This is a genomic window from Halapricum salinum, assembly GCF_004799665.1.
Classification (GTDB): Archaea; Halobacteriota; Halobacteria; order Halobacteriales; family Haloarculaceae; genus Halapricum; species Halapricum salinum.
In genome coordinates this window covers 605941-625859 of sequence record NZ_CP031310.1, presented here as the reverse complement: position 1 = coordinate 625859, position 19919 = coordinate 605941, and the positions used below count along the sequence as shown (strand labels likewise).

Here is a 19919-nt window from a genome sequence, read left to right as displayed (position 1 = left end):
GTCACTCGTCCGGACGCCACAGCGTCCGGGGGTCACTCCGACTTTCGCGGTTGATCTTCCTGAACCACTCACTGAACGTCTCCCAGTCCATCCCACCCTTCGATCGGGGAAGGGGGTGGGTATCGATCGGACTTGCGGTCGCCCGATCGAAGTCGGCATCGAGGTCGACGTCGTCGACTGCCATCACGTGTGCACCTTTGTCTTTGTCGATGTAATAGTACACCTGTTCTTCGTCGTCGGCTCCGGGCGGAATCCGCACGTATGGCTGGGGAACACAGCCGTCTGGAACCTCCGCTTCGGTCTCGGTTTCCCTGACCGAGTAGTTCACGAGAAACAGCACGCCGTCGAGTGCCTGGGTCAGCTGCCAGAGTGAGACGAACTTCCGACCGTTTCTGTGCCAGTAGTTGTTCGGATGGCTCTCGTGAACAGCGAGGCGATCGCGCCACTTGTACGGCGGATCGGTGAACGGCCCTCCCAACTTCAGAAATTCGAATACGACCCACCCCATCTCTGGATGGTTCAACACCCGCTCGACGTTCACGCCGTAGGTGGGATCGTCTCCCAGCGCTTCCTTGACGAAGAGCACCTCTGTGGCGTCCTCTTTGGCTAGTTTCTTACTTGGCACTCTCTGAAAGATACAGGTGAAATGCCATAATACTACGCATCCACTGGTTCGGAATCTGTGCTGTGTGGGGGGACGACGTTCGAACCTCGATAGACTCCACTTGACGCCAGTTCCGCAGTGCGTAGGGTCCCGACTCCACCTGGTCGATTTGCTATCGCGAAATACAGTGTATCAATGGGTCCGGAGGCTTAAACCCGATCCCGCCCCAACCCCGGGACGATGGGACCGGTACCGGAACTCGACGAGCGCGCACAGGCCGCTGCGGACCGTCTCCGGGCGGCCGATCGCGTCCTGCTCGCGAGCCACATCGACGCCGACGGGTTGACCAGTGCGGCGATCGCCTCGACGGCGCTCGAGCGCGCTGGACTGGCTCACGAGGTTATCTTCAAGAAGCAACTCGACGCCACGGAAATCGCCTCGATCGCCGCAACTGACTACGAAACCGTCCTCTTTACTGACTTCGGCAGTGGACAGCTCGACAGCATCAGTCAGCACGTCGCGTCGGGTGACTTTGACTGTGTGATCGCCGACCACCATCAGCCGGCCGACCCCGACGACTGTGCGTCCGTCGTCAGCGATACCGACGGCTACGCCGACTTCGAGTGTCACCTCAACCCACTGCTCGAAGGGATCGACGGCGCGTCGGAACTCTCGGGGGCAGGCGCGAGTTACGTCCTCGCGCGCGCACTCGGCGGAGAGTCCAATCGTGACCTCGCCGCACTCGCCGTCGTCGGTGCCGTCGGAGACATGCAGGCGACGGGCGGGGAACTCGTCGGCGCGAACCAGGGAATCGTCGCCGACGGCGTCGAGGCGGGCGTCGTCACCGAAACCAGAGATCTCGCGCTCTACGGCAAACAGACGCGCCCGCTTCCGAAGCTTCTCGAATACGCCAGCGACGTCCATATCCCGGGGATATCCAACGACGAATCCGGCGCGATCGCGTTTCTGGAGGATCTGGGCCTCGACCTCAGGGAGGGCTCGGAGTGGCGACGCTGGGTCGATCTCACCGATAGCGAGAAACAGACCGTCGCGAGCGCACTCGTCAAACGCGCCGTCTCTCGTGGCGTCCCCGCGAACAAGATCGACCGGCTCGTCGCCACGACGTACACGTTTCCGGCCGAACCCGAAGGCACGGAACTGCGAGACGCCAGCGAGTTCTCGACGCTCTTAAACGCTACAGCGCGATATGAAAGAGCCGACGTGGGGCTGGCTGTGTGTCTGGGCGAGCGTGGCGAGCCGCTCGAACGGGCCCGGAGACTCCTGCAGAACCACAGACGAAACCTCTCGGAAGGGATCGAGTGGGTCACCGACCAGGGCGTCTCCCAGCGCGAGCACGTCCAGTACTTCGATTCGGGTGACCGGATCCGCGAGACGATCGTCGGCATCGTTGCCGGGATGGCGCTGGGTAGCGAGGGCGTCTCTCGATCGAAGCCGATCGTCGCGTTCGCGGCCAAGAACGACGAGGAGGTGAAAGTTTCGGCCCGCGGGACGGGCGTCCTCGTCGGGAAGGGGCTGGATCTCTCGGTCGTCGTCGGCGAGGCCGCGCGCGCCGTCGGTGGCGACGGCGGTGGTCACGACGTCGCCGCGGGCGCGACGATTCCCGCCGGCAGTGAGGATGCGTTCCTCGACGAGGCCGACACGATCGTCGCCGCGCAACTCTCCTGAAGGCTCTGCTCGCTTCGGTCGCGACGCTGTCTTCGGTTCCGGCTGGGTCCTCACTCGCTAGCTACTGAAAAAAGACCGAAAAGCGCGACTGCCGTGTTAGTCGTCGGCTGGTTCTTCGACGTCGTCGACGTCGACGTCGTCAGGCTGTGCGGGGCCGTCCTCACCGAGGAGGCGCTTGGCAGCGTAGGCCGCCCCGCCAGCGGTGCCGAGCGCACCGGAGACGACACCGAAGCCGGGACCGAATCCGGAGCCGGTATCGCCGCCGTCTCCGTCTTCGGTCTCGGTGCCACCGCCGCTGCCGGCGATGGTGATGTTGACGTCGGTGGACCCTGTCTTGCCCTGGCCGTCGTCGACGGTGAGCGTGAACGTCAGGGTGGTCTCGCTGTCGACCTCGGGAGCGGTGAACGCCGCGCCCGACGTCTGGGCGTTGGACAGTTCGACCGATGGGCTGCCGCCGGTCTGCTCCCACTGGAAGCTCAACTCGCCGCCGTTGGGGTCGTCCGAAGGCGCACCGTCCAGCAGGACGATCTCGCCGGGGTCGACCGTTCGATCGCCGTTGGCAACTTCCGCGACCGGGGCGTCGTTTGCCGACTGCGGGACGACCGTCGCGGAGGTCGTCGCACTCGCGCTGTTGCCATCGGGGTCTGTGACGGTGACCTCGAACCCGAGCGAGGTCTCTTCGTCGACGTCGGGTGCGGTGAACGTCGGCTGGGCCGTGTCGGCGCCCGAGAGTTCGACGCTCGGACCGCCGGTCTGGGTCCAGGAGAAGGTCAGCGTCTGCCCGTCCGGATCCGAGGAGTTCGACGCGTCCATCTGGGCCTGTTGGCCAGCCCACACGTCTCCGACGGGGGGTGCGAGCGCCTGCAGACTGCTCTCGACTTCGCCCGTTACGAGCGACTCGACCGTGTACAGCGGGATCGTCGGTGCTGAATCAGCCGAGTACGAGAGCGCCTCTTCCTGTTTGACGACGTCCTCCGGCCCGATGAGGTCGATGATCCGCGGAGCGGTTTCGGACGTGTCGGCCTTCGCGCCGCCGAACGCCCACTGTGCGGCTTCCTGGCCGAAGTTCTGTCGAATGCCGCCGGTCCCGAAGCCGTCGACCGGGAGCATCATCATCGTCATCTTCATCTCCCTGAGGTTCTCGGTCTGGAAGTGCGTCTTGGGGACGCTGAAGCTGATCGTGTCGTTCTCCTGGCTGGCTTCGGCCGGAATCCCTTCCGCGAGCGTCTCCCCGGTGGCGGTCTCGACGACTTTCGGACCGTTCTCGCCGTGGATGGCGACGCGGTAGTGGTATCCTTCCTGGAACGACGAGACGACACCACTACGCGGGGACGCACTCGACTCTACGTCTTCGCCCGCGTTGGGATCCTGGATGTAGGCGTGGATCGCCTGGACGCTGAACCCGGCTTCGCCGCCCCACGGGTTCTCGAGGGGGCCGTTGATGTGAACCGTGAAGTTCCAGTACTGGGTCGTACTCTCGATTTCGACTTCAGACACGTCGTAACAGCCTTCCGGAATCTGATCCGAAGTCGGATACGTGTACGTGCCCGGACCGTTGCCGTCCCCTTCGGGATCGGTGATCGAGGGGAGTCCCTCGGTCTGGACGTACGTACTCTCCCAGCCGGCGAGCGGAACCTGTGCGGTCGCCGACTCGGTGTACGCGAGCGCTTGTTCCTGGCTGGTCCCGTCGGGCGTGACCATGTCCATGACACGCGGGGCATTTTCGGTAGGTTCGCCGCTCGTGCCGATCGTGTAATCGGCGGGTTCGGCGGCGAAAGACTGACGCACACCGGCGGTCCCGTAGCCGTCGTACGGGGCGACCAGCGCCGCGATCTGTGCTCCTTCGACCGAGCCACCGATCGCGCTCGTCGGGAAGTCGAACATGATGTTGCTTCCCTGAGCCGCGAGGTTCACGTTCCCGGTGATGACCTCGCCGTTGGCGTTTTCGACCTGTGTCGTCCCTTCGCCGTGAACGACGACGCGGTAGTGGTACGGCTCGTCGAACGAGATTTTGAGTCCGTCTCGAGCCTCTGTCGAGGACGGTACGTCCTCGCCGGCGTCAGGGTCGCGGATGTAGACCTGCGGGAACTGCTGGGAGATACCGTTGAGACCCCAGACGTTCTGGATCTCGGTCGCCATGGTGTACTCGAAGCGGGTCCGCGATCGGCTCTCGTACACCTGGACGCTCGTGATGTCCCACATTCCCTCGTAGTGTTCGCTCTCCGGCCCGGACGGGTACTGGAAGTTCCCGGGACCGTTGTCGTCGCCTTCCGGATCGGTGGCCTGGCCGATCTGTTCGTACTCGCTGGCCAGTGTCGTGTACGGTAGCGTCGCCATCGAATCGCCCGAGTAGCTCAGCGCGTCGGACTGCGAGGACGTCGACGGGACGACCATGTCGATGACACGTGGTGCATTCTCGGGCGTCTCGGCTCCACCGAAGGCCATCTCGCCGGCCTCGGACTGGACAGGCATCACGCCACCGTCGCCGTCGGGGTGATAGCCGAACAGCAGCGGCGCGACCTGATACGAGCGGAGCGATCCACTGAGGATCTCCTGGGGGATCTCGACGACGATCTCGTCGGCGACCTGGTTGGCCATGAGCGTCCCCTCGGCGACCTCGTTACCCTGGTGATCTTCGACGACGACTCCGTTCTCGCCGTTTGCGACCACGCGGTAATGGTATGGGTCTTCGAAGGTGACGTTCGTGCCCGTCCGTCCCTGGGTGGCACCTTCGTCCGATTCGGGATCGCGAATGTAGACCTGCAGGTGCTGGGCGGTGATACCACCGCTGTATCCCTCGGGATTCGTCAGGTTGCCGTCGATAGCGGCGCGGAACTGGACCGACTCCGCGTTCGTGTGCACCGACATCGCCGAGATGTCGAACGCACCGTCGTTGTAGGCGTCGCCGGTCGGGTAGGTGTAGCTGCCGGGTCCGGTGTCGTCACCGGTCGGCTCGTCGAATTCGGCGATCTTCTCGCCGACGCTGAACAGCGTGTCGGTCTCGACGACTGCGAGCGTGTCGAATTCGAGGGAGACGCCCTCGCTGTCGGTGTCGACGCTGATGTCCTCGCCCGTGAACATGTCGGTCGTCTCCGTCCCGGGGAGCAGATCGATCTGCGCAGTCCCGGGATCGAAGTGGACCATGACGACGACGTTCTGTTCGCCGTCGTCAGTCTCCATCGACCGGCCGAACACCAGCACGCTGTCGTCGGACTGGAACCACGTCTTCTGGGCGTCGACGTGGGGGTGGAGAATCTCGTTGTCCTTGTAGAACTGGGTGACGTTCTGGTAGAACTCGAGGTGGTCTTCGGGCACCTCGTCGCCGTTGTCCGCCCAGTTCATGAACGAACGCTTGTAGACGGTGGAACTGACGTCACCGGTGCGGCCGTCCTCGCCCGAGCCGTCGAAGTCGTAGCGCTGGTGGCCGTGCTCGGTGATGAGGTGTTCCTGGCCGTAGTAGATGAACGGGACGCCGGGGAGGGTGACACCGGCCGCCCAGACTGCACGCTGGGCCTTCGCCGGGTCCTCGCGGGTCCCGTCTCTGGCGACTTTGTAGAGTCGCTGCTCGTCGTGGTTCTCCGTCGTGTTCATCAGCAGCGTGTGGTCCGGCCAGCCCTCGCGCTTGCGCTTGGCGACGGCGTCGTACAGCTGCATCGGGTCGCCGCCGTTGACGACGCCGTGTCCGGCAGTCTTCATGAAGTCCGCCGTGTCGAAGTGGACGCCGAACTCGTTTTCGGCGAAGTCGGGGTCGTTCGGGATCGTCTCGTCGAGCATCATGAAGTCGCTGTCGTTCGACCGAACGACGTCTCGGACTTCCTTCCAGAAGCTGTGGGGGACACCGTAGGCGATGTCACACCGGAACGCGTCGATGCCGACGTCGTTCGAGAGGAAGTCGGCTGTCGCGAGGATGTGCTCGCGTGCGGCGACGTTGTTGTAGTTCCACTCGGGCATGACGCGAAGCCCCGAGAATCCGGTCGGAGCCGGTGCCGGATCGACGACGGTGCCGTCGTCAGTGCTGTTCGGACTGGTCGTGCGGTTGAACCAGTCGAAGTACTTCGAGTCCTCGTTCCACGACTCGATGGAGCTGTAGGTCCACCCTTCCGGCGTGAAGTCGCCTTCTGCTCCGATCGTGTTCTGGAACATCTCGTGGTGGCGCCCACAGTGGTTGATCACGAAGTCGAAGCAGACCTTGATGTCACGGCTGTGGGCCTCTTCGACGAAGCTCCTGAACTCTTCCAGCGCGCTCGCGCGGGCGTCCTCCCGGACGTTGTTGTCAGGGTCGTAGCCTTCCTCGTAGGGCCACGGCTCGTCGTAGTAGTCCTGGATCGAGTACTCCGAGGTGAGGTCCTCGGCGATCTGGGTGTACGACAGCGCGTCGTAGCCGTGCGGGCCGCCGCCGACGAACTTGAAGCGGGAGCGCTCGTCGCCGTCGAGGTACGCCTGGGGCTTCCAGTTGGAACTCTCCGCGGGCACCACGGGCGTGAACCAGATGACGTCGATGTTCAGTGACTCGACGTGGTCCAGCCGTTCTTCGATCGTGGCGAAGTTCCCGTTGGAGTTCTCGAAGGGCCACTCGCCTTCTTCCGGCGGCCCACCGAACGACCGCGGGAAGATTTCGTACATGATCCCGTCCTGCATCCACTCGGGCGGATGCGTGGGATGCTCGATCGTCTGGTTCTCGGGATCGAGGTTGATCGTGTCGCTGTGGCCCGCTCTCGCGCCGTCGTATGGGCAGGCGTGCAGGCGCGCCGTCTCCCCGTCGAGTGCGCTCTCCGGGATGGTCGCGGTCAGCGTGTCGTCGCTGATCTGAACGTCTGCATCCGCGAGCGCGTCGCGGTTGTCCGCGATCCACCCGACTTCGATATCGGACGGCGACCGCGGGCTGTTGGGCGCGAGCATCGCGTTGGATTCGATCACGAACGCGCCGGCCTCGCTGTCGTACTCCCCGTCGAGCGAGAGTCGTGGTGGTCCACCCTCGCCACTGTCTTCCGGGAAGATGTGGAGGACCTGCTGGTGGGTCCCGTCGGGTGCGTCGACTTCGAAGACGTATCGTCCCGGAACGTCGGGCGCGAACTCCGCGACGTTGTTTTTGCCCGGATCGTACTGCTCGACGCCCGCGTTGTCGTCCGGCGGGCGATACTCCAGAGCGGCCGAGCTGTCATCGGGTGATTCGACGATCGACCACGAGAAGTCCTCTGCACTGTAGTTCTCCGGGTCCTCGTCGATCGAATCGACGATTCGCGGCGCGAAGCTGTCACGGTCTTTGCCACCCGCGTGGTCGACGCTGAAGTCCGTGATTGGCCGGTCGTAGAACGTTTCTCCGACGTGCCCGAACCGGGGCGGCCCCGGGTGGTGACTGTCGCCGACTGCACTGAGCCCAAGCCGTCGGACTCCCGTCTCAGCCCCAACTTGTCCTGTCGCTGCCGACAGTGCGCCAAGTCCTGCAAGTCCTGTAAGATACTCTCTTCGTTTCATGGATTACTCATAACGATTGGCCGTACTCGGTTGCGTTCGCTCGCCTCTGGTCGCGTTCGCCAGTCTGTGCCCGCCTCCTGCTCGCTCGCCGTGAACCGTCCGCGTAGTGTCGCCACCGAGTATGTCCAATCGCACGTCCGAAGAGTTTTGCCACCTGTGCAAAAGTATTGTGGTATTTGTTCCTCATTTTTCAGGGGTAGTCGACCGCAAATCTCCTCCCTAGAGACTCCCTAACAAGGATATAGGGGCAAACTATCCCTTCAACAGACGCTGCATCACAACGAAAAATATGCCGTCGGTCAGTCGTCGCTCGACGCTTGGAAGTCGGTGCCGTCAGAGCTGACAACAGGCGTCGCGGCCGGCGGGAGTTCGTTCCTGACGTCGTCGCCTTCGCGTTCCTCGATGATCTCCGCGTAGGCGTCGGGCATGACGCGGACGAACTCCGAGCGAGTCTGCTCCCAGTCTTCCAGCAGCGCCTCCGCGCGCGCGGAGTCGGTGTACGCGACGTGGTTCTCCAGCAGTCGCCGGAGCAGCTGCCGATCCGTCTCTTCGAGGGTGTCAGAGAGCGTCACCATCCCGGTGTTGGCGTCGGATTCGAACTCCTCAGCGGGATCCCAGACGTAGGCGACCCCGCCGGACATCCCCGCGGCGAAGTTCTTGCCCGTGTCGCCGATGACGGCGATCGCGCCGCCTGTCATGTACTCACAGCCGTGGTCGCCGACGCCCTCGACGACGCCTTTCACACCGGAGTTGCGCACGGCGAAGCGCTCGCCGGCCATCCCGTTGACGTACACCTCGCCCTGAGTCGCGCCGTAGAGCGCGACGTTGCCGATCAGGACGTTCTCGGTCGGCTCGTAGGGCGCTTGCTCGGGCGTGTGGACGATCAGCTTCCCGCCGGAGAGGCCCTTGCCGACGTAGTCGTTGCCGGTGCCCGTGAGTTCGAAGGTCGCGCCGTCCTGCAAGAAGGCGCCGAAGCTCTGGCCGGCGGTCCCGTCGAAGTCGACGTGGATCGTGTCGTCGGGCAGCCCCTCCGTGCCGTACTCGTTCGAGATCGCGTTCGACAGCGTCGCCCCCACGGCACGGTCGACGTTGCTGATCTCGGTGTCGAGTGCGACGGGTTCGCCCGTCTCGATCGAATCGCCGATCTCGTCCAGCAGGTCCCAGTCCAACTGCTCGTCGACGTCGTGGTTCTGCTCGCGGGTCTTGATCCGGTCGTCGCCGTCTGGCGGCGACTCGGTGATCACCGAGAGGTCGAGTTTCTTCGCCTTGGGATGGGTGACGTCCTCGCGCTGGCTGAGTAACTCGGTCCGACCGATCATCTCGTCCAGCTCGGCGAAGCCGAGTTCGGCCATGATCTCCCGCAATTCCTGGGCCATGAACGTCATGTAGTTGATGACGTGCTCGGGCTGGCCAGGGAAGCGCTCGCGCAGTTTCTCCTTCTGGGTTGCCACGCCGACAGGACAGGTGTTCTCGTGACACTGCCGGGCCATCACACAGCCCTCCGTGACGAGCGGCGCGGTTCCGAAGACGTAGCCCTCCGCGCCCAGCAGGGCGGCGACGGCGACGTCCCGGCCGGTCTTCAGCCCGCCGTCGGTCGTGACCTTGATCCGAGATCGGAGTCCGGTCGCCCGGAGCATCCGGTTCGCTTCCGCGAGGCCGAGTTCCCAGGGCAGGCCCGCGTTCTTGATCGAGGTCTTCGGGGAGGCCCCGGTTCCACCGGAGTCCCCGGAGATGTGAACCACGTCCGCGTTGGCCTTCGCGACACCCGCCGCGATGGTCCCGATGCCGTCCTCGGCGACGAGCTTGACGTTGATGTCCGCTTCGGGATTGCCGGCCTTCAGGTCGTGGATCAGTTGCTTGAGGTCCTCGATGGAGTAGATGTCGTGTAGCGGCGGGGGCGAGATCAGCGCCACGCCCGGGGTCGCGTACCTGACGTGGGCGATCATCTCGTTGACCTTCTTCCCCGGGAGGTGGCCGCCTTCGCCAGGCTTGGAACCCTGGGCCATCTTGATCTGGAGCTCCTCGGCGGCCGAGAGGTAATCGGAGGTGACCCCGAACCGGCCCGAGGCGACCTGCTTGGTCTTCGATTCCTTCTCGGTGTGGAAGCGCTCGGGCGGTTCGCCGCCCTCGCCGGTGTTGGAGTTCGCACCGAGTCGGTTCATCGCAATCGCGAGGTTCTCGTGGGCTTCGGGCGAGATCGAACCGAGCGAGATGGCGGCCGACTCGAACCGATCGACGATATCTTCGATCGGCTCGACCGCCTTGATCGGGATCGATTCGCGACCCTCGGTGTCGAATTCCAGCAGGCCCCGGAGGGTCTGGAGTTTCTCCTGCTGGTCGTTGATCATCTCGGCGAACTCCTGATAGCGCTCGTAGTCGCCCATCCGGACCGCCTGCTGGAGCGCGCCCGTCGTCTGGGGGTTCCACTGGTGGTGGATCCCGCCGGAGCGGAACTCGTACTCGCCCTGGCGTTCCATGTCGGCGTCCTCGGCGAACGCGACCGCGTAGCGCTTGCGGAGATCGTCCTCGACGTCCGCGACGTCGATCCCTTCCGTCCGGGTCGTCGTCCCCTCGAAGTACTCCGCGACGAAGTCCGAAGAGAGCCCCACGGCCTCGAAGATCTGGGCGCCCTGGTAGCTTTCGACTGTCGAGATCCCCATCTTGGCCATCGTCTTGAGAAGGCCATCCTCCAGCGCAGTGACGTACGCCCGGATGGCCTCCTCTAACTCGGCGCCGTCCGGCCCGGCCACCAGATCCTCGATGGTCTGGTAGGCCAGATACGGATTGATCGCGTCGGCACCGTAACCCACCAGCGTCGCGTGGTGATGGACCGTCCGGGGGTCGCCCGACTCCAGCACGAGTCCGACGTGGTTGCGCAGGCCGTTGCGGACGAGGTGATGGTGGATCGCGCCGACCGCAAGCAGACTCGGGATCGGCAGACGATCGTCGCCGGCGTCCGTGTCCGAGAGCACGAGGATGTCGGCCTCGGTGGCCGCGTTGGTCGCGGCCTCGCGAGCGTCCTCGACGGCCGTCCGGAGGTCAGTCTCCGGGTCGAAGGTGATGTCGACGACTGCGCTTTCCATCCCGTTGGCGTCGATCTCTTTGATCGCGGCCATCTCGGCGTCGGTGAGGATCGGCGAGTCAGCGACGAGCTGGCGGGCGTGATCCTGGGTCTCGTCGAGGAAGTTGCGCTGGAAGCCGATGCGTGACTCCAGACTGGTGACGACCTCCTCGCGGATGTAGTCGAGCGGCGGGTTCGTCACCTGTGCGAACAGCTGTTTGAAGTAGCTAAACAGGGGGCGGTTGTGCTGACTGAGTACCGACAGCGGCGTGTCGTCGCCCATCGAGCCGATCGGGTCCTTGCCCTTCTCGGCCATCGGCTCGATCAGGTGGTCGACCTCGTCGTAGGTGTAGCCAAACAGGGCCTGCTGGTTACGCAGTCCCGGGACGTCGTTGTGAAGGCCGTGATCTTCCTGTGCGGCGATCTCGGGGAGCCGAACCTGCTCCTGGTCGACCCACTCGCCGTATTTGTCGTCGATCAGCCCCTCGAAGACCTCCTCGTCGGGGACGATCCGGCCTTCCTCTGGATCGGCGAGGAAACACTGGCCAGGCTGGAGACGGCCGCGCTCGCGGATCTCGCTCTCGTCGTACTGGAGTGCGCCCATCTCGCTGGCCATGACCAGCGTGTTGTCTTCCAGCAGGTCGTACCGACAGGGCCGCAGGCCGTTGCGATCGAGGACGGCGCCGATCCGCTCGCCGTCAGTCGCCGCGACGAGTGCGGGACCGTCCCACGGTTCGACCAGCGAGGCGTGGTAGTCGTAGAACTCCCGGCGCTTCTCGGGTACGTCGTTGTCTTCGTGACGCCAGGCCTCGGGAATCAACATCCGGAGGGCGTGGGGGAGATCACGACCCGACTCCAGCAGGAGTTCCAGCGCGTTGTCGACGCTGGCGGTGTCGGACTGGTCCGGATCGTCGATGATGGGTTTGATCTTCTCGATGGCCGGCGTCTCGTCGTCCGGGACCGCGCTCTCGAAGACATCGCTGTCGAGGTCGGTTTCCCGAGCACGCATCCAGTTGATGTTGCCCTCGATGGTGTTGAACTCGCCGTTGTGGATGATCCGCCGGTAGGGGTGAGCGAGGTGCCACGCACCGAGCGTGTTCGTCGAGAAGCGGGCGTGGACCATCGCGAACGTCGACTCGAAGCGCTCGTCGGTCAGGTCGGGGTAGTAGACGGGGAGTTGCTCGGCCTTGAGCAGACCCTTGTAGTCGACGGTCTTGTGATCCAGCGAGACGAAGTAGAAGCGCTCGACGCCCTCTTGGTCGCCGGCGAGGGACTCGATTCCGTTCTCGACGGCGCGGCGACCGACGTAGAGCTGGCGGCTGAGTTGCTCGCCAGTGTTGCCCAGCGAAGACTCGACGAATACCTGACAGACGGCCGGCTCGGACTCCAGTGCGGTCGCCCCGAGGTCGCCGTTGACGGTGGGGACCTCTCGCCACGCCAGCACGTCCAGTCCTTCCGTAGCGAGTTGTTCCTCGACGAGCGTCTGGAGTTCAGCTCTCGCGCTGTCGTCCTGGGGGAAGAAGATCGTCCCGACAGCGTAGGCCCCAGGGTCGGGCAGCTCGGCGTCGACTTCGTCGGCGAAGAATTCGTGCGGGATCTGGAGTTTGATCCCTGCGCCGTCGCCCGTATTCTCCTCGGCGCCGGTGGTCCCGCGGTGTTCGAGGTTCTCCAGCAGTTCGAGGCCGTCCGCGACGACCCAGTGGTCGCGACCGCCGTCGAGGTCCATCACGACCCCGACGCCGCAATTCGACCGTTCGTCCAGTTGTGATACCCCGGGTCCGGCTCCGCCCGGAGCATCGCCTGATCGATGTCCAGCCATGTGCGCCTCACTTACGTCTCCAGTAATAAGAGGGTATCCTTCAAGGGGTAAGGGAGTATTAAAGCCAAATAAGGGTATTAATATTCTTGGCTATTTTCCATCGAGAAACGTCGTTTCGGAGGCTCTATCGACTGGTCGACATTTGGCCGGATGGTTTGGAATGACGACTCTCGAAACGGACCTATTTCACGAACGTAGTGTATAATGGAATATATTCGATCAAATGAGTGCGTAGACGATGAGAAGGCTGAAATACAGCAGGACGATCGCGCCGATCGCGATGAGCTGATAGCGCCGGAGATCGTCGGTCTCTTCGTCGTAGACGCGCTCGAACGCCACTCGTTCGTCGTCACCGAGTTGGTCGGGATGGTCGAGGCCTTCGTGGAGCGTCAGCGATTTCGAGTCGGCGAACGGTCTGCTGCAGAATGGACATTCGTGGACTTCTGCGTCGGCCGGAACGTCGTAGCGGTCGTTGGTCATACGTAGGGGGGCGGGATGGTCGGTCGGGAGACGATCCAGAGGCTGGACATGGTGTAGACGACCATGACGACAGTGTAGGGGTACTGGCTTCGGATGGCCTGCAGCCGTCCGGGAAAGAGGTCGAACGCCGTCGCGTGGGCAGCCCAGATCGCGAGGACGTGGCCGAGCAGGACACTCGCCAGCGCGATCCCGTCGAACCACCCCGGTAGCGCGAGCACCGGCACAGTATCGAGGAGTGTCAACGGTGCTACCGCCGTGGTTGCCAGCGACGGGGCCAGCGTGAGGAAGTACCCCAGGTAGTGCGCGAGGTGGTATCCGGCGGCGATCGCGAGCAGCGGCGGGGCGAACCGACGGGTCAACGCCGTGGCGGAGAGGTACGTCCCCGCGAGTCGGCGGCTGTAGCGTGCGCCAAGGATGAAGACACCGAAGAAGAGGCCGAACCCGGCGAGCAGGACGAGAAGGTAGAGGGCCAGCGGCGGGACGCCGGCCGCGACGAACGGGTCGGCCAGCGAGCGCCAGGTCGGCGTCGCGACGAAGCCGTCGTAGGTCGTCACCCAGACCAGCGCGATCACGAACGCGACCTCGTCGAGCCCGTCGACCAGCCGCGTCTCCGAGAGCGCCGTCCCCGGAAGTCGAACTCGGATTTTCCCGTCTTCCCGTGCCAGCGGCGCGAGTCGCCCGTAGTAGCGAAAGACCCGCGAAATGGGATCGACCGTCTCGAACCAGATCTCCGAGCCGTACGCGAGCGCGCCAGCGAGCGTGAAGACTGTATACCCGGCGACGACCGTCGCCAGCACGCCCGGCGCGTCGGCGACGGGGCTGACGACTTCGAGCCAGACCAGTCCCAGGAGTCCGGCCACGCTGGGCCAGGCACCGAGTCGCTCGGGATAGGGCCGATCGAGCGAGGGCAATAGCTCGGCGATCGTCCGCCAGGGGTTCAGCGCTGTCCAGATCGAGCCCACGAGGTACGTCGTGGCCGTAAAGCCGGCCCACCAGCCGACCCACACCAGCAGGACGGCCGCGTTGGCGGTCCCCCGATCGGGGCCGAGAAATCCGACGACGAGGACGAAACCGAGTCCGACGACGCCGACGAGCTGCAGGAGCCCGCGAAGCAGGCGTTCGCCGGGGAGCGGGATCGGCCGCCGCCAGCCGTGGATGGCGTCGATGAGAGCGCGGTCGGTGACCAGCGACGCCAGCAGGAACGACGCGCCGATGGCCGCGCCACCAGTGAGGAGGAACAGCCACGCCGGGATCGAGACAGTCTCGCGCGATCCGCCGAGAGACGCGCCGTGGGCGGCCGCCGGGCCGACGGCGACGACCAGCAGCGCGAGCCACGACGCGAGCGTCTCCCAGCGACGTACTCGCCGGCTGTGCATGTGTCGGTCCTGGGGGTCCCGGACCCGAGTATGTTCCGAAGCGAAGTTGGGAGGGTTTTTAGCGGTCGACTCGTAACGCATGGATATGGCTGCAGAAACAGACGACCACGGGGATCACCACCTCCCGGCGGTCGAGGACTGGCCCCGCGGGTTCGGCGAGGCGAGCTGGTGGCCGTTCGTGGCCGCCGTCGGCGGCAGCATGATCTACGTCGGTGCTGCCCTGCTGGTCTGGGGTATGAACGACAACATGACGCTGACCTCGATCGGAGGGACGGCCGTCACCATGCAGATCGTCGGTGGTGCGGTGGTCTCACTCAGCGTCCTGACGCTGCTGGTCGGAATCTACGGCTGGCTATATCACGCGTTCGTCGTCAACTACTGGGAGCACGGGACCGAGGGTCACGGGAGCAGCGGCCTCAGGTTCGGGATGGTACTGTTCCTCGGCTCGGAGATCGCCACCTTCGGGGCCGGTTTCGTCTACTACTTCTTCATCCGGGCCGGAGCCTGGAGTACCGACGGGTTCCCCGAGCTGCTGGGGAGTCTCATCCTGATCAACACGACGATCCTGCTGGCGTCCAGTGTGACGCTGCACTTCGCGCACGTCGCACTTCGAAACGGCAACCGCACGCGCTACATCCGGTTGCTCGGGATTACCCTCCTGCTGGGAATCGTCTTCATCGGCGGGCAGATCTACGAGTACTACGAGTTCATCGTCCACGATGGCTTCACGCTCACTGACGGCGTCTTCGGCAGCGCCTTCTACGGCCTGACCGGCCTCCACGGCGCTCACGTCACCCTCGGCGCACTCCTGCTCGGCATCGTCTTCGTCCGCAGCATCTACGGGCAGTACTCCGCGGAGCGACACACCTCGGTCACGACGGTCTCGATGTACTGGCACTTCGTCGACCTGGTGTGGGTCTTCCTCGTCGTCACGCTGTACGTCGGCGCTGAGTTGTAGTCTGACGCCGAGCGCTCTCTTTTCGTATTGCTTCTGCCCGGCTCGATAGAACTGTGTAGCAATTATCCGTAACTATTTTATACTTCATCCGAAACAGTCGATATCACGGGATAGTGTCGCAAGCGGGGGAAAGGATCATCACCGTCGTTCTGGGGGGAACGGCGGCCGCACGTGACCACTTGGGGGTGGCACCACGACATCTCGATTCCGATCCATCATCACCCCGCGTCAGATCTTCTGGCGCACTACTCCCGTTCTCTTCGTTTCGAGAGCGTGAGTATCCCTGTTCAATCGCGAGACGCGCTGCCGGTGCCCGCTCTATCGTGAGACGCGTCGCCGGTGGATGATCCCCTGATTGTTCGCAGTTCGCTCGACGAAGTCCCGGAACGCCTCGGCAGTCTCGCCCTCGCCCAGCACCATCGGTTTGCCCTCGTCGCCGCCCTCGCGGATCGCCGGATCGAGCGGGATCTCGCCCAGGAACGGCATGTCGCTCTCCTCGGCGAAGGCTCGGCCGCCGCCCTCACCGAAGATGGCGTGCTCGCCGCCGCAGTCGGGACACTTGAAGCGGCTCATGTTCTCGACGATTCCCAGAACGGGGGTCTCGTGCTTGCCGAACATCTGCAGGCCCTTGCGGGCGTCGTCGATGGCGACCTCCTGGGGGGTCGTGACGATCACGGCCCCGGAGACGGGCACGCTCTGCAGGAGTGTGAGCTGGGTGTCGCCGGTCCCGGGCGGGAGGTCGACGATCATGTAGTCGAGACTGCCCCACTGGACGTCCTCCCAGAGCTGGGTGAGGACCTTGTGGACCATCGGGCCGCGCCAGATCACAGGGGCGTCTTCGCCCATCAGCAGGTCGATGCTCATCAGTTTCATCCCGTACTTCTCCGGGGGGATGATCGTCTCGTCGGGCGTGGCCTGGGGAGTCTCCTCGGAGCCGAGCATCCGCGGGACGTTCGGGCCGTAGATGTCGGCGTCGAACAGGCCGACCCGTGCGCCCATGTCTGCGAGGCCGGCGGCGAGATTCACCGAGATGGTGCTCTTGCCGACCCCGCCTTTCCCGGAGGCGACGGCGATGATGTTCTCGACGTTCGGCAGGACCTGCTCGTCGGCGTCGAGACTGCTGTCGATCGAGGCCGACAGCTCGACTTCGACGTCGGGATATTCCTGTGCCAGGACGGCCCGAACGTCGTCGGCGATAGCCGTCTCGTTTGGGGAGTAGGGTGCGCCCAGTGCCAGATCGATCGCGACGTGGTCGTCCTCGACGCTGATCGCGTTGACCAGTCCGAGCGAGACGATGTCGTCGCCAAGATCGGGGTCCTCGACGGCCGACAGCGTCTCGCGGATGGCGGCTTCGTCCATACACTAGTGTGGCTCTCGGCGGGCGATAAGGGTTGTGACAGTCGTCTCCGCGTGATCGATTCCCGTCCGAAACTGTTCTGGGCGTAACTATCGAGGGTTACCACGAACTGGTATTCGGCAGGTAGTTTAAGCGTGGGCTCTGAGTATCATCTACTAATTGATGCTCGTCGACGATTTCGGTCGCGAAGTGTCGGGTATTCGCGTTTCGCTGACCGATCGGTGCAACTTCGATTGCGTCTACTGTCACAACGAGGGGTTGGGTGACACTCGTGGGCCGATGGCCGCTCAGGACGCGGAGATGTCGACAGAGCAGGTCGTCCGGCTGCTGGAGATCGCCGCGGAGTTCGACATCCAGAAGGTCAAGCTCACCGGCGGGGAGCCAATGCTCCGCCAGGATCTGGAGGAAATCGTCCGGCGCGCGCCTGACTCAATAGAGGTTTCGCTGACGACCAACGGGACCTTCCTGCCGGGCCGCGCCGAGGACCTCGTGGATGCGGGACTCGAACGGGTGAACGTCTCTCAGGACGCGATCGACCCCGAAGCCTTCGCGGAGATCACCAAATCGGGGGCGTACGACCGGGTGATCGAGGGCGTCGAGGCGGCGCTCGATGCAGGATTGGCTCCCGTGAAGGTGAACATGGTCGTCTTCGAGGCCACGGCCGGCTACGTGCCCGAGATGGTCGAGCACGTCGCTGCAAACGACGGCCTGCAGCTCCAGTTGATCGAGTACATGCCCGAGATCGCGGGTCATCCGGAGTGGGCGATCGACATCCAGCGGGTCCACGACTGGCTCGACGGGAAGGCCGACCGAATCGAGACCCGCGAGATGCACGACCGCAAGCGCTACTTCGTGAGCGACGAGTCCGGGAGTGGCGAAGGGATGGTGGAGATTGTCGACCCAGTAGAGAACGCCGACTTCTGTGCGAACTGCCACCGGGTGCGGGTGACCCACGACGGATCGCTGAAGGGCTGTCTGAACCGGCCGCGGGTCCATCCGATGGGTGAGATGACCAAACCCGAGATTCGGGCGGCTTTCCGCGAGGTGGTGGCCGACCGGGTGCCATACTACGGCGAGTACATGATCGAGGAAGACGGCGAGTGGGTGCTGAACGAGGAGTACGTGGGCGAGCCGGCGGTGACGGAGCAGCCGTTACCCGGTGACGACTAGAGGAGGTCAACTTCTCTGTCGGTGATGATTTTCTGGTTCTATACCACGTCGCTTTTATTCACTCACTCTTGCGAGTCCGTCTCTCATTTACGCGATCTCGATGATCGCTTCATCGGTGTCAGAGTTCGTTCCATCCGTTCCGGTAACTGTCACTACGTATTCACCACCAATATAGGTGTCCTGTGGTGGTGCAATAACTATTGACGGCGTCACTTCTCCTTGAGTGCTGCCCCATTCAATCCTAAAGATACCATCATTTGCTATGTTATTGTTTGCAGTCCCACCATCCAGATTTTTATTGACTAAGCTATCCCAGTCAGTCCAAAGACCTTCAATTTCAATTTCGTTCACTTGTAGTGCTGAAATATCTATCGTTGCCTGTCCACCAGTTTGTATAATATCGCCGTTAGAATTCACAGAAATTCCCTCATTAGTGATTATTGGTTTGATATTTACATTATTTATGAATTCACTGAGGATGCCATAGTTCCACTCTTCGTTGCCCGTTTCTGCGTTCACTGCATATAGATAGCTGTCCGAATCAGTTCCATTATCGCGAATATAAACAGTCCCGTCTACGACGTCAACGGCGGACGGTTCATTTGAAGCAGTATATGACCAACTTGGGTCTTGATCTGGAGCAATCTTGAATACAATTTCATCGAGACTTACATATGCAAATCCATTAATTACCGTGCCAATCGAAGCATCACTTGATCCAGTGACAGACCACTGTTCGTTTCCAGACTCTGCGTCCACTGCATAAGCGTTTTCACTGTTATCAACATTCTCCTCGACGTATACTGTTTCGTTAGTAACTTCTCTAATGTAACTACTCCCACTATCACTAAGTCCAGTATAAACCCACCGTTCATTCCCTGTCTCTGCATCTACTGCATACACATTACTGTTATCATCCATATATACTGTTCCGTTAGTGATATGATCTTCGCCAAAGATTACATCCGCACTGGGCTTCGAGTAGGTCCATTGAATATTACCCGTCTTTCCATCCACAGCCAATACCATGCCATCAATAGTCAGATATGACGCTCCATTGACAATCCCTCGCAATTGAGCCTGACCTGATCCATCAGCAGCCCACAATTCTGAGCCATCGGCCATATCAATGGCATATACGTCATGTTGGCTATCGTCGGGGAGAGTAACAAAATAGAGAATTCCAGACTCCTCATCAAATCCATCAATGAGAAAATCGTTTGAGACGTCATATCTCCACTCTTCAGTGCCGGACGTTGCATTCACTGCATACAAAACATGTACATCATCCTCTACGTAGACAGTTCCGTTCACTACCTCAATTTGTCCAATGGGGCCAAGTGGTTCTTCATAAGTCCACTGTTCTGCGCCTGTTGTTGCGTCGACTGCATATAGATTATTATCACCAATGTATACTGTGTCATTATCGGGGAACCAGCTACCCCCGTTCGTATTAGCCCATTGCCATTGCTCTGTCCCTGTCCTCCGATCAACAATGTACAAAGTGTTTGAACTAAATATAGGTATATTATCATTTAGATAAGGCGGGTATACAAAAATCCGATTCGCTGGTTCCGTGTAGGACCATTGCTTATTGCCTGTGTTCGCATCTATCGCATACGCATTTCCACTGTTTGTTCCGACGTACACAGTTCCCTGATACCGAAAACTAGTGGTAAGCTCGCCCAATTGATTTGCTACCCCATTTTTTTCACCAGTCTGACTATCTATCGAGTATATACTATCGCCTGTCTGGAAAGTACACACTAACGAATCGCCAGTCTGGTAGGGCTCTGTAATTGTGCTTCCAGAAGTGAATATATCTTCATATCTCATATCTATCGCCCTCTTATGTGAACTCGCATGTGGATTTTATATGTATCCACATATTTCTTTTTATCTGTCAACACTATCTTCATAGGCGACTCTACCA

Annotated in this window: 10 protein-coding genes; 3 read left to right on the top strand and 7 right to left on the bottom strand. The window is 62.3% G+C overall.

The features are described from left to right. Position 1: 1 nt before the first annotated feature. Positions 2-625: a hypothetical protein gene (locus DV733_RS03035; protein WP_049993721.1), complete on the bottom strand. Its 624-nt coding sequence runs from the start codon at positions 623-625 to the stop codon at positions 2-4. Positions 626-844: 219 nt separating this feature from the next. On the opposite strand from DV733_RS03035, the gene DV733_RS03030 reads away from it, so the two are divergent. Further along, a complete protein-coding gene (locus DV733_RS03030) occupies positions 845-2290 on the top strand; it encodes a single-stranded-DNA-specific exonuclease RecJ (RefSeq protein WP_049993720.1) in 1446 nt (481 codons plus the stop codon). A gap of 96 nt (positions 2291-2386) precedes the next feature. Here DV733_RS03030 and DV733_RS03025 read toward each other — a convergent pair whose 3' ends face one another. From DV733_RS03025 to DV733_RS03010, 4 genes are all read right to left on the bottom strand, one after another. Beyond that, a complete protein-coding gene (locus tag DV733_RS03025) occupies positions 2387-7765 on the bottom strand; it encodes a glucodextranase DOMON-like domain-containing protein (RefSeq protein WP_049993719.1) in 5379 nt (1792 codons plus the stop codon). Between the two features lie 299 nt (positions 7766-8064). After that, positions 8065-12645: a glutamate synthase large subunit gene (gene gltB / locus DV733_RS03020; protein WP_049993718.1), complete on the bottom strand. Its 4581-nt coding sequence runs from the start codon at positions 12643-12645 to the stop codon at positions 8065-8067. Positions 12646-12864: 219 nt separating this feature from the next. After that, positions 12865-13125 carry a hypothetical protein gene (locus DV733_RS03015; protein WP_049993717.1) on the bottom strand — a complete coding sequence of 87 codons (261 nt, stop codon included), beginning with the start codon at positions 13123-13125 and terminating at the stop codon, positions 12865-12867. After that, complete coding sequence (locus DV733_RS03010; RefSeq protein ID WP_049993716.1) at positions 13122-14501, bottom strand: hypothetical protein; 1380 nt, start codon at positions 14499-14501, stop codon at positions 13122-13124. The genes DV733_RS03015 and DV733_RS03010 overlap by 4 nt, the downstream gene beginning before the upstream one ends. Positions 14502-14580: 79 nt before the next feature. On the opposite strand from DV733_RS03010, the gene DV733_RS03005 reads away from it, so the two are divergent. After that, a complete protein-coding gene (locus DV733_RS03005; protein ID WP_049993715.1) occupies positions 14581-15459 on the top strand; it encodes a cytochrome c oxidase subunit 3 in 879 nt (292 codons plus the stop codon). 318 nt (positions 15460-15777) lie between these two features. Here the strand turns inward: DV733_RS03005 and DV733_RS03000 are convergent, their stop codons facing one another. Then, positions 15778-16818 carry an Mrp/NBP35 family ATP-binding protein gene (locus DV733_RS03000; RefSeq protein WP_049993714.1) on the bottom strand — a complete coding sequence of 347 codons (1041 nt, stop codon included), beginning with the start codon at positions 16816-16818 and terminating at the stop codon, positions 15778-15780. Positions 16819-16978: 160 nt separating this feature from the next. Here DV733_RS03000 and moaA point away from each other — a divergent pair, with 160 nt between their 5' ends. Next, the gene (gene moaA / locus DV733_RS02995) at positions 16979-17986 is read left to right on the top strand and encodes a GTP 3',8-cyclase MoaA (RefSeq protein ID WP_049993713.1); all 1008 of its coding nucleotides are present in this window, start codon (positions 16979-16981) and stop codon (positions 17984-17986) included. A gap of 87 nt (positions 17987-18073) precedes the next feature. Here moaA and DV733_RS02990 read toward each other — a convergent pair whose 3' ends face one another. Then, a complete protein-coding gene (locus DV733_RS02990; RefSeq protein WP_079979412.1) occupies positions 18074-19822 on the bottom strand; it encodes an outer membrane protein assembly factor BamB family protein in 1749 nt (582 codons plus the stop codon). Positions 19823-19919: the final 97 nt, after the last annotated feature.